Annotated in this window: 13 protein-coding genes; 12 read left to right on the top strand and 1 reads right to left on the bottom strand. The window is 61.3% G+C overall.

Translation table 11 applies throughout. The features are described 5' to 3' along the window. Positions 1-94: 94 nt before the first annotated feature. Positions 95-895 carry an inositol monophosphatase family protein gene (locus MLD24_RS04080; protein ID WP_282450433.1) on the bottom strand — a complete coding sequence of 267 codons (801 nt, stop codon included), beginning with the start codon at positions 893-895 and terminating at the stop codon, positions 95-97. A gap of 208 nt (positions 896-1,103) precedes the next feature. Between MLD24_RS04080 and trmJ the strand changes: the two genes are divergently transcribed. From trmJ to bamB, 12 genes are all read left to right on the top strand, one after another. After that, positions 1,104-1,958 carry a tRNA (cytosine(32)/uridine(32)-2'-O)-methyltransferase TrmJ gene (trmJ, locus tag MLD24_RS04075; protein ID WP_248164368.1) on the top strand — a complete coding sequence of 285 codons (855 nt, stop codon included), beginning with the start codon at positions 1,104-1,106 and terminating at the stop codon, positions 1,956-1,958. After that, positions 1,951-2,730 (top strand): serine O-acetyltransferase, encoded by a 780-nt coding sequence (gene cysE / locus MLD24_RS04070; protein WP_248164366.1) that lies wholly within the window; start codon positions 1,951-1,953, stop codon positions 2,728-2,730. Before trmJ ends, cysE begins: the two co-directional genes overlap by 8 nt. A 91-nt stretch (positions 2,731-2,821) precedes the next feature. Beyond that, positions 2,822-3,316: a Fe-S cluster assembly transcriptional regulator IscR gene (gene iscR, locus MLD24_RS04065; RefSeq protein WP_227171409.1), complete on the top strand. Its 495-nt coding sequence runs from the start codon at positions 2,822-2,824 to the stop codon at positions 3,314-3,316. A 20-nt stretch (positions 3,317-3,336) separates the two neighbouring features. Then, entirely contained in the window at positions 3,337-4,485 is a 1,149-nt protein-coding gene (locus MLD24_RS04060) for an IscS subfamily cysteine desulfurase (protein ID WP_248164363.1), read from the top strand. A gap of 72 nt (positions 4,486-4,557) precedes the next feature. Next, positions 4,558-4,986 (top strand): nucleoside-diphosphate kinase, encoded by a 429-nt coding sequence (ndk, locus tag MLD24_RS04055; RefSeq protein WP_227171407.1) that lies wholly within the window; start codon positions 4,558-4,560, stop codon positions 4,984-4,986. A gap of 61 nt (positions 4,987-5,047) precedes the next feature. Beyond that, complete coding sequence (gene rlmN / locus MLD24_RS04050; protein ID WP_248164361.1) at positions 5,048-6,160, top strand: dual-specificity RNA methyltransferase RlmN; 1,113 nt, start codon at positions 5,048-5,050, stop codon at positions 6,158-6,160. Between the two features lie 49 nt (positions 6,161-6,209). Continuing rightward, complete coding sequence (pilW, locus tag MLD24_RS04045) at positions 6,210-7,013, top strand: type IV pilus biogenesis/stability protein PilW (RefSeq protein WP_227171405.1); 804 nt, start codon at positions 6,210-6,212, stop codon at positions 7,011-7,013. Beyond that, positions 7,003-8,043, top strand: a complete 1,041-nt coding sequence (locus MLD24_RS04040; protein ID WP_248164359.1) for a RodZ domain-containing protein — start codon at positions 7,003-7,005, stop codon at positions 8,041-8,043. The genes pilW and MLD24_RS04040 overlap by 11 nt, the downstream gene beginning before the upstream one ends. A gap of 44 nt (positions 8,044-8,087) precedes the next feature. Then, positions 8,088-9,206, top strand: a complete 1,119-nt coding sequence (gene ispG / locus MLD24_RS04035) for a flavodoxin-dependent (E)-4-hydroxy-3-methylbut-2-enyl-diphosphate synthase (protein WP_248164355.1) — start codon at positions 8,088-8,090, stop codon at positions 9,204-9,206. Between the two features lie 56 nt (positions 9,207-9,262). Continuing rightward, a complete protein-coding gene (gene hisS / locus MLD24_RS04030; RefSeq protein WP_248164352.1) occupies positions 9,263-10,540 on the top strand; it encodes a histidine--tRNA ligase in 1,278 nt (425 codons plus the stop codon). Positions 10,541-10,605: 65 nt separating this feature from the next. Then, a complete protein-coding gene (locus MLD24_RS04025) occupies positions 10,606-11,262 on the top strand; it encodes a YfgM family protein (protein ID WP_248164350.1) in 657 nt (218 codons plus the stop codon). Continuing rightward, the gene (gene bamB, locus MLD24_RS04020) at positions 11,262-12,428 is read left to right on the top strand and encodes an outer membrane protein assembly factor BamB (protein WP_248164347.1); all 1,167 of its coding nucleotides are present in this window, start codon (positions 11,262-11,264) and stop codon (positions 12,426-12,428) included. Before MLD24_RS04025 ends, bamB begins: the two co-directional genes overlap by 1 nt. Positions 12,429-12,432 lie beyond the last annotated feature (4 nt).

Genomic DNA, 12,432 nt, shown 5'->3' with positions numbered 1-12,432 from the left:
CACAAAAAAAGACCGCGCTGGGGCAACCCACCGCGGTCTTTCTGTATCCCCGGGCTGATCTCTCGTAACTGGAGATCAGCCTGTCGCTGCGGCCCTAGCGGGGCAGGCGACCGTTAAACGGGTGCAGGGACTTCAGCACTTCCCGGAACAGCTTCGGGTTCGCTACCACCAGCTGGCGGGCGCCGTCGCTGGAGGGGTTGCCGGCGAAGTCACTGGTCAGCGCGCCGGCCTCCTTGGCGATGGTCAGGCCGATGGTCAGGTCTTCAGCCTGAGGGCGGAAGATGACGGCGGCGTCCTGGCGGCCGGAAGCAACCCGGGCAAGGTCCAGGGCGACGCAGCTGGCGGTGCGGAAGCTGGCGCTCTGCTGGGCCAGGGTGACGGCCATCTCGCTCCAGATCAGCGGGTCGTCCTGGCCTTTGGCCTGGGACAGCAGGTTGCTGACCAGGGTTGCCTTGTCGAGGTGGCGAACCGTACCGGCGCGTACGCGGCGGCTGTTGAGGGCTGCGCCCTGACCGCGACTGGCGGTGTATTCCTCGCCGGTGATCGGGTTGATCAGCAGCAGGTTCTCAGTGCGGTTGTCTTTTTTCTGGACCAGGGCCAGAGCGAAATCCGGCAGGCAAAGCAGGAAGTTTTCGCGACCCAGGATCGGGAAAATGTGCCAGGAGCGCTCGGCATCGCCGGCGTCGGCATCGTTGATGGGTGCGATGACGTGGTCCCGGTAGGCCTTCTGCAGCTGCTCCGAGAAATTCTCATAGATGGACTGGGCGACCCGGTCGAGCTGTTGGTTTCGCTCGGTGGCGTCTTTATCGGCTGGGTCCTGGCGTTCAAAATGCGCTTTGAGGTAGTCAGAACCCTGGCGCGCAACGCGCAGAGCCATTTTAATTGCTGGTTGCATCAGACTGTACGTTACCTGGGTGTATGGAAGGTCGCGTATCATACCAAAACCCCGGTTTTCCTTGTATGTTTTTTAGCTTTGAGTTAACCAGAAGGTTCCTAAGTAATTGCCGTCGGACGGTCTCGGCAACTGCGAACGGGCAGGGCGGGGCCGGGTTCTGGTATTATGGCGCCCCATTCGACCTTTCGCTGTTGAGAGAACCGACACCATGCTCAAGCCCGCCCTGCCCGGAGAGGCCACCCAAGCCAACTACCCCCAGATTCGTATCGTGCTGGTGGAAACGTCCCACTCGGGCAATATCGGCGCCGTTGCGCGGGCGATGAAAAACATGGGGTTGGCCAACCTGTGGTTGGTGAATCCGGCATCGTTTCCGGACGAGGCGTCCTACGCCCGCTCCTCCGGGGCCTCGGATGTGCTGGATCAGGCCCGGGTCGTGGGGTCGCTGGACGAGGCGATTGAGGACTGCGTGCTGGTGATGGGTACCAGCGCCCGCGGGCGCAAGGTACCCTGGCCGGTCATTCCGCCGGCGGAGGCCGTTGGCAAGGCTGCGGAATACTCCGCCCAGGGGCCGGTTGCCCTGGTGTTTGGGCGTGAAAGCAATGGCTTGAGCAACGACGAGCTGCAGCGATGTCACTACCACATTCACATTCCATCGAATCCGGATTACAGCTCACTGAATCTGGCGATGGCGGTTCAGGTGGTGAGCTACGAACTGCGGATGCATTACCTGCGGGGGCTTGAAGAGCAGGAGAGTCGCCCCTACCTTGGATCGATGACCTCGCCGGAAGACCCGGGCTGGGATGTGCCGCTGGCATCGGTGAAGGACGTAGAGGGTTTCTTCGGCCATCTTGAGGGAACCCTGGAGGCCATCGACTTCCACCGTCGCGACAACCCCCGCCAGTTGATGACCCGGCTGCGGCGACTGTTCCAGCGCGCGCAGATGGACCAGATGGAAATCAACATCTTGCGTGGTGTTCTAAGCGCAGTTCAGAAAGCAGCGGGTGACCAGCCGCAGGCCGCGCCCGACAGCGATTCACAGGTGCAGGATAAGGATCATGTTTAGTCGTTTGAAAGAAGACGTGCAGAGCGTATTTCACCGCGACCCGGCGGCGCGCAACACCTTTGAGGTGTTGACCAACTACCCCGGGCTTCACGCACTGCTGCTTCACCGTTTTGCCCACTGGCTCTGGAACCTGGGCCTCAAGTGGCTGGCGCGAACCGTGTCGACCATTTCCCGCTGGCTTACCGGGATCGAAATCCACCCCGGCGCCACCATTGGCCGGCGGTTCTTTATTGACCATGGCATGGGCGTGGTGATCGGGGAAACCACGGTGATCGGCGATGACGTTACCCTCTATCAGGGTGTGACGCTGGGCGGTACCAGCTGGAACAAGGGCAAGCGCCATCCCACCCTGGGTAACGGCGTGGTTGTAGGCGCCGGTGCCAAGATTCTGGGGCCGTTTGAAGTTGGTGAAGGCGCCAAGGTCGGCTCCAACTCGGTGGTGACCAAGGCCGTACCCGAGGGCGCCACGGTGGTGGGAATTCCCGGACGGGTCATCGTCAAGCATAAGGACAAGGAAGGTGATGATGCCCGCCGTCGCGAGATGGAAGAGCGCATGGGCTTTGATGCCTACGGTGTGACCGACGAGATGCCGGACCCGGTGGCGCGCTCGGTGCGGGCGCTGCTGGATCACATGCATGCGGTCGACGACCGTATCGAGAATATGTGCAAGGCCTTGCAGAAGGTGAACAAGGATTATCGCAACGGTGCTCTGCCGCCGCTGGATGACGAAGACTTCGATTGTGTGCGGGAGGAGGCGGACAAGCACGGGTGAGGGCGGTCGGGGAATACTTGACTGAAATAGTTGGTCAATTCATACTCAACTACCGTGAACCCCGTACATCCGTGCAGTCAAGGCTAACACTATGCGACTGACCACCAAAGGCCGGTATGCGGTCACCGCCATGCTGGACCTCGCGCTTCATGGTGGGGAAGGCCCTGTCAGCCTGGCGGACATTTCCACCCGCCAGGAGATTTCGCTGTCCTATCTTGAGCAGCTTTTCGCGCGCCTGCGCCGGCACCAGCTGGTTGCCAGCGTGCGTGGGCCTGGCGGTGGCTATCGCCTCAGTCGTGGCACCGACGCCATCTTCATTTCCGAAGTGGTGGATGCGGTGAACGAATCCCTGGACACCACCCGTTGCGGCAACAAGGGTGACTGTCAGAAGGGCGAGAAGTGCCTGACCCACCATCTCTGGTCCGACCTCAGCCAGCAGATCCATCAGTTCCTCAGTGAGATCAGCCTCGCGGATCTCATGAAAAAGCATGAGATCCAGGAAGTGGCGGCCCGGCAGGACCGCCTCCACGACGAAGAGTCACAAACCATCAATACCGAGCGTCTGTCCGACCAGGCGCCGGCCTGAATCACAACAGATCCCCCGTTATGAAAAAGCCTGTGTATATGGATTATGCGGCAACGACGCCCGTAGACCCGCTCGTTGCCGAAGAAATGATGAAGTACCTGACGCCGGATGGCGTGTTTGGCAATCCGGCGTCCCGTTCCCATGGCTTTGGCTGGCAGGCTGAGGCGGCGGTAGAAACCGGTCGCCGGCAGGTTGCCGACCTGATCGCGGCTGACCCGCGGGAGATTGTATGGACGTCCGGTGCCACCGAGTCCGACAACCTGGCGCTCAAGGGTGCGGTTGCTGGTCGGGATCACCCCCACATCATTACCTCGCGGATTGAGCACAAGGCGGTGCTGGATACCTGTAAGTGGCTGGAGGATCAGGGGTGCGACGTGACCTGGCTGTCCCCCGACGCCCGGGGCCGGATTGCACCGGAGCAAGTAGCGGAGGCGCTGACCGAGCGCACCGTGGTGGTCAGCCTGATGCTGGTCAACAACGAGCTGGGCACCATCACTGACATCGCGGCGATTGGCAAGCTGCTGCGGGAGCGCGGTGTGCTGCTGCATGTGGATGCGGCCCAGGCGGCCGGCAAGATGGCTATTGACGTGGCCGCACTGAACGTTGACCTGCTGTCGCTGTCCGGGCACAAGGTCTACGGTCCCAAAGGGGTCGGGGCGCTTTATGTGCGCCGCTCGCCGGACGTTCGCATTGAGGCGCAGATGCACGGCGGCGGCCATGAGCGCGGTATGCGCTCAGGCACTCTGCCGACCCACCAGATTGTCGGCATGGGCAAGGCCTTTGAGCTGGCGGCCCGGCAACTGGCGGACGAAGAGAACCGGCTTGGGCAGTTGCGGGCTGCGTTCCTGGATGGTCTGAGATCGCTGGAAGGGGTAACCCTCAATGGCTGCCCCGAGGCCTGTGTGCCCGGTATCATTAACCTGTCGTTTGATGGCGTGGAGGCCGAGTCACTGATGCTGGGGCTGCGGGAGCTGGCGGTTTCCTCCGGCTCGGCCTGTGCTTCCGCCACTCTGGAGCCGTCGTACGTTCTGCGGGGCATTGGGCTGGCTGACGAGCAGGCCCATCGGGCGCTGAGATTTTCCATCGGGCGCTTCACCACCGACGAGGAAGTGGCGTTCGCCGCCACCCAGGTGGTTGATGTGGTTACCCGACTGCGTTCGGTCCGGTAGGCAGTTGCCCCCGGACTGCGTATAATCGCAAACCTGAATTTTCATCCTGAACCTACACTGGAGAGATAGACCATGTCTAACGAGCGCACGCTCTCAATCATCAAGCCGGATGCCGTAGCCAAGAACGTTATCGGCGAGATCTACAGCCGTTTCGAAAAAGCCGGCCTGAACATCGTGGCTGCCAAGATGAAGCACCTGACCCAGGAAGAAGCCGAAGGCTTCTACGCTGAGCACAAAGAGCGTCCGTTCTTCGGCGATCTGGTTGCCTTCATGACTTCCGGCCCGGTTGTGGTTCAGGTTCTGGAAGGCGAAGGCGCCATCCTGAAAAACCGTGACCTGATGGGTGCCACCAACCCGAAGGAAGCTGACGCCGGTACCATCCGTGCCGACTTCGCATCGTCCATCGATGCCAACGCCGTTCACGGCTCCGATTCCGCCGCTTCCGCTGAGCGCGAAATCGCCTACTTCTTCAACGACAACGAAATCTGCCCGCGCGGCTAAGTCGTTGCCCGGGGTGGCGTAGTACGCCGCCCCGGTTGGTTATTTGATCGAGGTTTTCCCCATGACAACGTCCACTGAAAAAACCAATCTCCTCGGGATGCCGAAGGCCAAACTGGAGGCCTTTTTCGAGTCCCTGGGGGAAAAGCGCTTTCGCGCCACCCAGGTGCTGCAGTGGATTCATCAACGTGGTGTTGATGACTTCGATCAAATGACCAACATGAGCAAGGCGCTGCGGGAAAAACTGCAAAAAGTCGCCGAAGTTCGTGGACCTGAAGTGATCTATGACGAAACCTCCCGCGATGGCACCCGCAAGTGGGTGATGCGGATGGACAGTGGCAACAGCGTGGAAACCGTGCTGATTCCCGACGGTGAGCGGGGCACCTTGTGTGTGTCGTCGCAGATTGGCTGCAGCCTCGACTGCACCTTCTGTTCCACCGGTAAGCGGGGGTTCAATCGTAACCTCACCGCCGCTGAGATTATTGGTCAGGTCTGGGTGGCCCGGAAGGCCTTCATGCCTTTTGAGCCCAACGCCGATCGCCCGATCACCAACGTGGTGATGATGGGTATGGGCGAGCCGCTGCTGAACTTCGATAACGTGGTCGATGCCATGAACCTGATGATGGAGGACCTGGCCTACGGGATCTCCAAGCGTCGGGTCACGCTCAGCACCTCCGGTGTGGTGCCGGCGTTGGACCGTCTGGGTGAGGTTACCGATGTGTCACTGGCGATTTCCCTGCACGCCCCCAATGATGAGCTTCGAAACCAGCTGGTTCCGCTGAACAAAAAGTACCCGATTGCCGAGTTGCTGGCGGCTACTCGTCGTTATCTCTCCGGTTTGCCTGACAAGCGCAAGGCCACCATCGAGTACACCGTGATCGAAGGGGTCAATGACCAGCCCGAGCACGCCCGGCAGTTGACCAAGGTGCTGCGTGGCCTGCCGTGCAAGATCAACCTGATTCCCTTTAACCCGTTCCCGGAAAGTGATTTCCGGCGCCCCAAGATGACGGCCACGCGGCAGTTCCAGCATATTCTCAATCAGGCCGGCTTCGTGACCACCGTGCGGACCACCCGCGGCGACGATATCGACGCTGCCTGTGGCCAGCTGGTTGGGCGGGTTGAAGACCGCACCAAGCGAAGCCAGCGTTACATTGCCGTGCAACAGGTGGCACCATAACCGGCGATCGGGCCGCCGCAGGCACGGCAGACAAAAAGGACTGACATACGTGACAAGGTTCAGAGTTGAGACTATCCGCAGCCTGGCTGTCCTGATCCTGCTCGGTCTGATGACCGGCTGCGTGACCACCTCCGACAGCCCGTTCCAGCGCGAGGCGGACCGGGACGAGGCGGTCCAGAAGTACGTTAAGCTGGCCATGGCCTACATTGGCCAGGGCAACATGGATCGGGCCCGTGGTCATCTCGACCGGGCGCTGGAGCTGGACCCGGACAATGCCGGCGGTCAGGCGGCCATGGGGCTGGTGTACCAGTCCGAGCTGGAGCCTGAGCTGGCCGAGAAAGCCTACCAGAACGCGTTGTCTTCCGACCCGGACTACACCCGGGGGCGGGTTTTCTATGGTGCCTTCCTGTTTGGCCAGAACCGGTTTGCCGATGCCCGGGACCAGTTTCAGCGGGCCTCCGAGGATACCGAATTCGGCGAGCGGGCCTCCGTCTTCTTCAATCTGGGTATTACTGAAGAGCGTCTTGATAATCTCCAGGCCGCGGCCCGGGCCTATCGTCGCTCGGTGGAGCTGAGTCGCGGCGATGCCCAGTCCCTGCTGGCGCTGTCGCGGGTGCTGTTCGAACTGGATGACTTCCAGGGCGCCGAGCGCTACTACAACCGCCTCACGGTTACCATGCAACGCAACCCCAACATGCGACATTCTCCCCAGAGTCTGTTGACCGGTATTCGCATTGCCCGCCATTTCAGCGATCATGACCGGGAATCGAGTCTGGCGCTGTTGCTTAGAAACAAGTTTCCGGACTCCGAAGAGTACCAACAATACAAGGTGCTGAATTCAGATGTCGAATGAAGAAACCGTCCAGCAGTCGGCTGCGTCTGGCCCCAGTGCCGGCAGTCAGTTAAAGGCGGCCAGGGAAAGCCGGGGCCTGGCAATCAATGATATTGCCAAGGCCCAGCACCTGCGACCGTCGGTGATTCAGGCGATAGAGAATGGCGACTACCAGCAGATCGATACCGAACTGTTCCTGAAAGGTTACGTTCGGGCCTACGCCAACCATGTGGGGCTTGATCCAAAGGTTGTTTTGTCGCAACTGGACCAGGAGCTTGAGCCCCTGCGCCGCGAGAAAGAACAGGCCCACCAGGCCAGTCCGCTGGTGACGATCGAGCAGAAGAAACGGCGTAAGAAACGTATTGCCCGAATGATCCTGATTCTGCTGTTCCTGTCGCTGGCAGGCTTCATCGGTTACCGGGTGTTTCTGCAGGGGGCGACCCTGGAGTCGCTGACCAGTATCGGTCAGAGCGAGTCCGGGGTGGCCGCAGAGGGGGAGGGTGACCGTCCGACAGCTGACGATGCCGGCTCGGCGCCACCAGCGCCGTCCGCAGACGAGGAAGATGGCAGCGGCACCGTGCCCGTAGAGCCGGCTCCCGAGCCCGAGGCGTTGGCGGAATCGGTGCAACCGGAGTCTGAAAGCCAGCTAGAGGCGACCGAAACCAATTCTCCAGAACCCGCTGAACCGACAGTGGAAGCTGCGGTCGAAGAGGCCGTCACCGAGCCTGAGCCCGAGCTTGAGGTCCAGCAGGCGCCTGATGTCAGTCCAGCGCCAGTATCTCCTTCCACGACGGAAGTTGCTGCAACGCCGGGTAACCTGACGGCGGTCTTCAAGGCGGACTGCTGGATTCGGGTGACCGACGCCAATGGCGATTTACTGGTATCGGCGCTGAGACGGTCGGGACAGTCTCTGGACGTGACCGGCACACCGCCACTGAAGGTGGTGATTGGTGCAGTTGATGCCGTGGACAGCATGAGTTTTGAAGGGCAAACGCTGGACCTGGGTAGCTACCGGGTGGTGAACAATCGGGCGGAATTTTCGCTGAACTGAACTGGCGCCCTCACATTTACTGACAAGAGTCTGGTTATCTCTCTATGAAGCAGGAATCTCCGATTCAACGACGCAAGTCGAGACAGATTATGGTGGGTGATGTGCCGGTGGGCGGCGATGCGCCGATTGCGGTGCAGAGCATGACCAACACCAACACCTGCGATGTCGAGGCGACAGTCAACCAGATTCGCGCGATCCAGGAAGCCGGCGCCGACATCGTGCGGGTATCGGTGCCTTCCATGGATGCGGCCGAGGCGTTCGGTAAGATTCGCGCCCAGGTTTCACTGCCGCTGGTGGCGGATATCCACTTTGATTACCGTATCGCCCTGAAAGTGGCGGAACTGGGAGTGGACTGCCTGCGCATCAATCCCGGCAACATCGGGCGGGAAGACCGGGTAAGCGCGGTGATCAGCGCCGCCCGTGACCGTGGTATCCCCATTCGCATCGGCGTCAATGCCGGGTCTCTGGAAAAGGACCTGCAGAAGAAATACGGCGAGCCAACGCCGGACGCGTTGGTAGAGTCCGCCATGCGTCACATCGACATCCTTGATCGCCATGATTTCCTGGACTTCAAGGTCAGCCTCAAGGCATCGGAAGTGTTCATGACGGTTGCGGCCTATCGCAAGATTGCCAGCCAGATTGAGCAGCCTCTTCATCTGGGCATCACCGAGGCAGGTGGTTTCCGTTCAGGCACCGTCAAGTCGTCCATTGGGCTGGGCATGCTGCTGATGGACGGCATCGGCGACACCATTCGGGTGTCACTGGCCGCCGACCCGGTACAGGAAATCAAGGTCGGTTACGACATTCTCAAGAGCCTGCGCCTGCGTAGCCGGGGCATCAACTTCATCGCCTGTCCGAGCTGCTCGCGGCAGAACTTCGATGTTATCCAGACCATGAACGATCTGGAGGCCCGGCTGGAGGACGTCAACACCGCTATGGACGTCGCCATCATCGGCTGCGTGGTCAACGGGCCGGGGGAGGCCAAGGAGGCGGACATCGGCCTCACCGGCGGAAGCCCCCGCAACCTGTTCTATCTGGGCGGACGCCCTGACCAGAAGCTGGACAATGACACCCTGACCGAGGACCTGGAGCGACTGATTCGCGAGGAAGTGGCCCGTCGGCAGGAGCAGGAGAACGCCATCATCGCCCGCTCGGAAGACTGAGCCGGGCCTGACTGGTGTCGCAACACGACATACCCAATCGAACGTAAGGTTTTCCCTTGGCAAAGATTCAGGCAATTCGCGGGATGAACGACATCCTGCCCGAGCAGACTCCGGTATGGCAGTTCGTGGAGTCTAAGGTCCGGGCGGTGCTGGGCAGCTACGGCTACCAGGAGATCCGCATGCCGGTGGTGGAACAGACCGATCTGTTCAAACGCTCCATCGGTGAAGTGACCGACATTGTTGAAAAAGAGATGTACACCTTTGAGGATCGCAATGGCGACAGCCTGACTCTGCGTCCTGAAGGCACCGCTGGCTGTGTCCGCGCCGCCGAAGAGCATGGCCTGCTGTTCAATCAGACCCGCCGGCTCTGGTATGTGGGGCCGATGTTCCGGCACGAACGTCCGCAGAAAGGCCGTTACCGCCAGTTCCACCAGATTGGGGTGGAGTGCTTTGGTATGGCGGGCCCGGACATCGATGCCGAGCTGCTGATCCTGACCGCACGGCTCTGGCGGGAGCTGGGCCTGGCTGACCATGCCAGACTGGAGATCAACTCCATCGGCACGGCACAGGCCCGTCGCCAGTACCGGGAAGCGCTGGTGGCGTACCTGGCCGATTACCGGGAGCAGCTCGACGGCGACAGTCAGCGCCGCCTGGACACCAACCCGTTGCGTATCCTCGACAGCAAGAGCCCGGAAACCCTGGAGATCCTCACTGGAGCGCCGCGTCTGGACGACTACCTGGACGACGAGTCGGTTGAGCACTTCAGCCAGCTGCGAGCGTTGCTGGATGCGGCCGGAGTGCCGTACCAGATCAACAATCGCCTGGTGCGGGGGCTGGATTACTACGGCAAGACCGTCTTCGAGTGGGTGACCGACAGCCTTGGCGCTCAGGGAACCATCTGTGCCGGTGGCCGTTACGATGGCCTGGTTGAGCAGTTGGGGGGCAAGCCCACCGTTGCCGTCGGCTTCGCGATGGGGCTTGAGCGGCTGATTCTGCTGCTGGAAACCCTCAATCTGGTGCCGGAGCACGTCAACAATGATGTCGACGTATACGTCACCGCGATGGGTGAGGGCGCTGTGGCGCCGGCCCTGGTGTTGGCCGAGCAGGTGCGCAATGGCCTGCCGGGTCGGGGTGTGGTCAGCCATTGTGGCGGCGGCAGCTTCAAGAGCCAGATGAAGAAAGCCGATCGCAGTGGCGCCCAGGTGGCGTTGATCCTGGGTGAGAACGAGGTGGCCGCCGGCACGGTGGCGATCAAACCGCTGCGATCAGACGGCGAGCAGAAGGAAGTGGCCCAGGCCGACCTGGTGCCGGCATTGGCAGAACTGTTGCGCTGACAGGCCAGTCAGCGAAGGGGCCAAGGGCCCCGCTTCACGACAAGCGAATACTCACAGGAGAGAACATGGCCGAGTTGCGTACCGAAGAGGAACAGGTCCAGGCGATCAAGGACTGGTGGAAAAAGAACGGCAGTTCCCTGCTGATCGGCATTGGTGCCGCGCTGGCAATCGTCTTTGGCTGGAAAGCCTGGCAGAACCATCAGGCCCAGGTGCGCTCAGAAGCGGCTGCAGAGTTCAACAATCTGCTCAGTGCGTTTTCTGATCAGACCGACGACAGTCGCACCGAAACCGTCAGCTACCTGGCGGGCAAACTGCGGGATGAGTACAGCGACAACGCCTACGCCCTGTACGGCAACCTGTTGCTTGCCAAACAGCAGCTGGATGAGCAGAGCGACCCGGCGGCAGCCGTCGAAACCCTGAGCTGGGTGCACGGGCAGGTCAAAGACCAGCCGGCACTGGAGCTGGTGGTGCGCAGCCGACTGGCGCGGGCCCAGTTCACCAATGGCGATCTGGACGAGGCGCTGAGCACCCTTCGTGGTGCCAGCAACGCCGGCAGTTTCAAGGCCCTGTTTGCAGAACTTGAGGGCGACATCCTGTTGGCGAAAGGCGATAACGAAGCGGCCGGAGAGGCCTACCTGGTGGCCCGCGAAGCCAGCGAGACCGGCCGCAATGCGGTGCTTGAACTGAAACTGGCTGACCTGGGTATCGGGGAGGAATCCTGATGCCGGCAGGGCTCAGGCTGACGTGGACGCGGCTGTTTGCCGGGCTGATTACGGCTCTGGCGGTCTCTGGCTGCAGTTCCACTGACACCATTGAACAGCCGGCGGAACTGCCGGAAGTGGTGGAGCAGGTGGAGCTGGACGAAGTCTGGGAGCGCTCCATTGGCGACGGTCACGATGAGCAGCTGTTGCAGTTGGCACCGCTGGCAACGCCGGATGCGATCTACGCCGCCTCGGCGGACGGTGAACTGCTGGCGCTGGCGCCGGATACCGGCAAGACCCTATGGCAACAGTCGCTGGACTTGAGCATCATGGCCGGCGTTGGTGGCGACCGTCGCCAGCTCTACCTGGTCACTGCGGACGCCGAATTGCTGGCGTTGTCCATCGAGACCGGTGAGCTGCTGTGGCAGGCTGAATTGCCGAACGAAGTGCTGGCCAGTCCGGCGTCCAATGGTTCCGTTGTGGTGGCTCAGACCATCGACGGCAAGGTGCTGGCGTTTGCTGCAGAAGACGGCGAGCGTCGCTGGCAATACGACGGCGTGGTGCCGGTACTGACCCTGCGTGCTGCGGCCGCTCCGCTGGTTGGAGCCGAGATGACGCTGGTGTCTTTTGCCAATGGCCGGATGTTCGCGCTGGATTCTGAATCCGGTCAGCCGTTGTGGCAATACACCGTAGGGGAACCGGAAGGCCGGACCGAGCTTGAACGACTGGTGGATGTCACCGCCCAGCCGCTGATTCTGGAATCCGCTGCGCTGATTACCGGCTATCAGGGCCAATTGGCGCTGGTGGACCTGCGTTCCGGCCAGGAAATCTGGAGCCGCAAGAGCTCCAGTCTGCATTCGGCGATGATTGGTCAGGGCAACATTTTTGTCTCCCAGGCCAATGGTGACATCCTCGCCTACGACGGTGCGTCCCGAGATGTTATCTGGGCCCAGGACCGCCTTTCATGGCGTCAGACAACCCAGCCCCAGGTGGTTGGGGATTACCTGCTGGTGGGTGATTTTGAGGGCTATATTCACGCCCTGTCACTGGCGGACGGCAGCTTGCAGGGACAGCTGGAATTTGATGACGAGGGCCTGCGTGTGCCGATGCAGCGGTTGGGAGACCGGGTATTGGTCTACGGCAACAGTGGCAAATTGGCCCTCCTTGAACTGAACGCACGCGACTGAACGT

Origin of the sequence: Marinobacter xestospongiae (assembly GCF_023156385.1) — a bacterium.
Taxonomy (GTDB): Bacteria; Pseudomonadota; Gammaproteobacteria; order Pseudomonadales; family Oleiphilaceae; genus Marinobacter; species Marinobacter xestospongiae.
The sequence above is the reverse complement of the archived record's forward strand: the minus strand, read 5'-3'. Positions and strand labels throughout refer to the sequence as shown.

Excerpts from the sequence above, each read along its gene's own strand:
- MLD24_RS04080 (WP_282450433.1), bottom strand. The coding sequence starts at position 895 with ATGCAACCAGCAATTAAAATGGCTCTGCGCGTTGCGCGCCAGGGTTCT.
- trmJ (WP_248164368.1), top strand. The coding sequence starts at position 1,104 with ATGCTCAAGCCCGCCCTGCCCGGAGAGGCCACCCAAGCCAACTACCCC.
- cysE (WP_248164366.1), top strand. The coding sequence starts at position 1,951 with ATGTTTAGTCGTTTGAAAGAAGACGTGCAGAGCGTATTTCACCGCGAC.
- iscR (WP_227171409.1), top strand. The coding sequence starts at position 2,822 with ATGCGACTGACCACCAAAGGCCGGTATGCGGTCACCGCCATGCTGGAC.
- MLD24_RS04060 (WP_248164363.1), top strand. The coding sequence starts at position 3,337 with ATGAAAAAGCCTGTGTATATGGATTATGCGGCAACGACGCCCGTAGAC.
- ndk (WP_227171407.1), top strand. The coding sequence starts at position 4,558 with ATGTCTAACGAGCGCACGCTCTCAATCATCAAGCCGGATGCCGTAGCC.
- rlmN (WP_248164361.1), top strand. The coding sequence starts at position 5,048 with ATGACAACGTCCACTGAAAAAACCAATCTCCTCGGGATGCCGAAGGCC.
- MLD24_RS04040 (WP_248164359.1), top strand. The coding sequence starts at position 7,003 with ATGTCGAATGAAGAAACCGTCCAGCAGTCGGCTGCGTCTGGCCCCAGT.
- ispG (WP_248164355.1), top strand. The coding sequence starts at position 8,088 with ATGAAGCAGGAATCTCCGATTCAACGACGCAAGTCGAGACAGATTATG.
- MLD24_RS04025 (WP_248164350.1), top strand. The coding sequence starts at position 10,606 with ATGGCCGAGTTGCGTACCGAAGAGGAACAGGTCCAGGCGATCAAGGAC.
- bamB (WP_248164347.1), top strand. The coding sequence starts at position 11,262 with ATGCCGGCAGGGCTCAGGCTGACGTGGACGCGGCTGTTTGCCGGGCTG.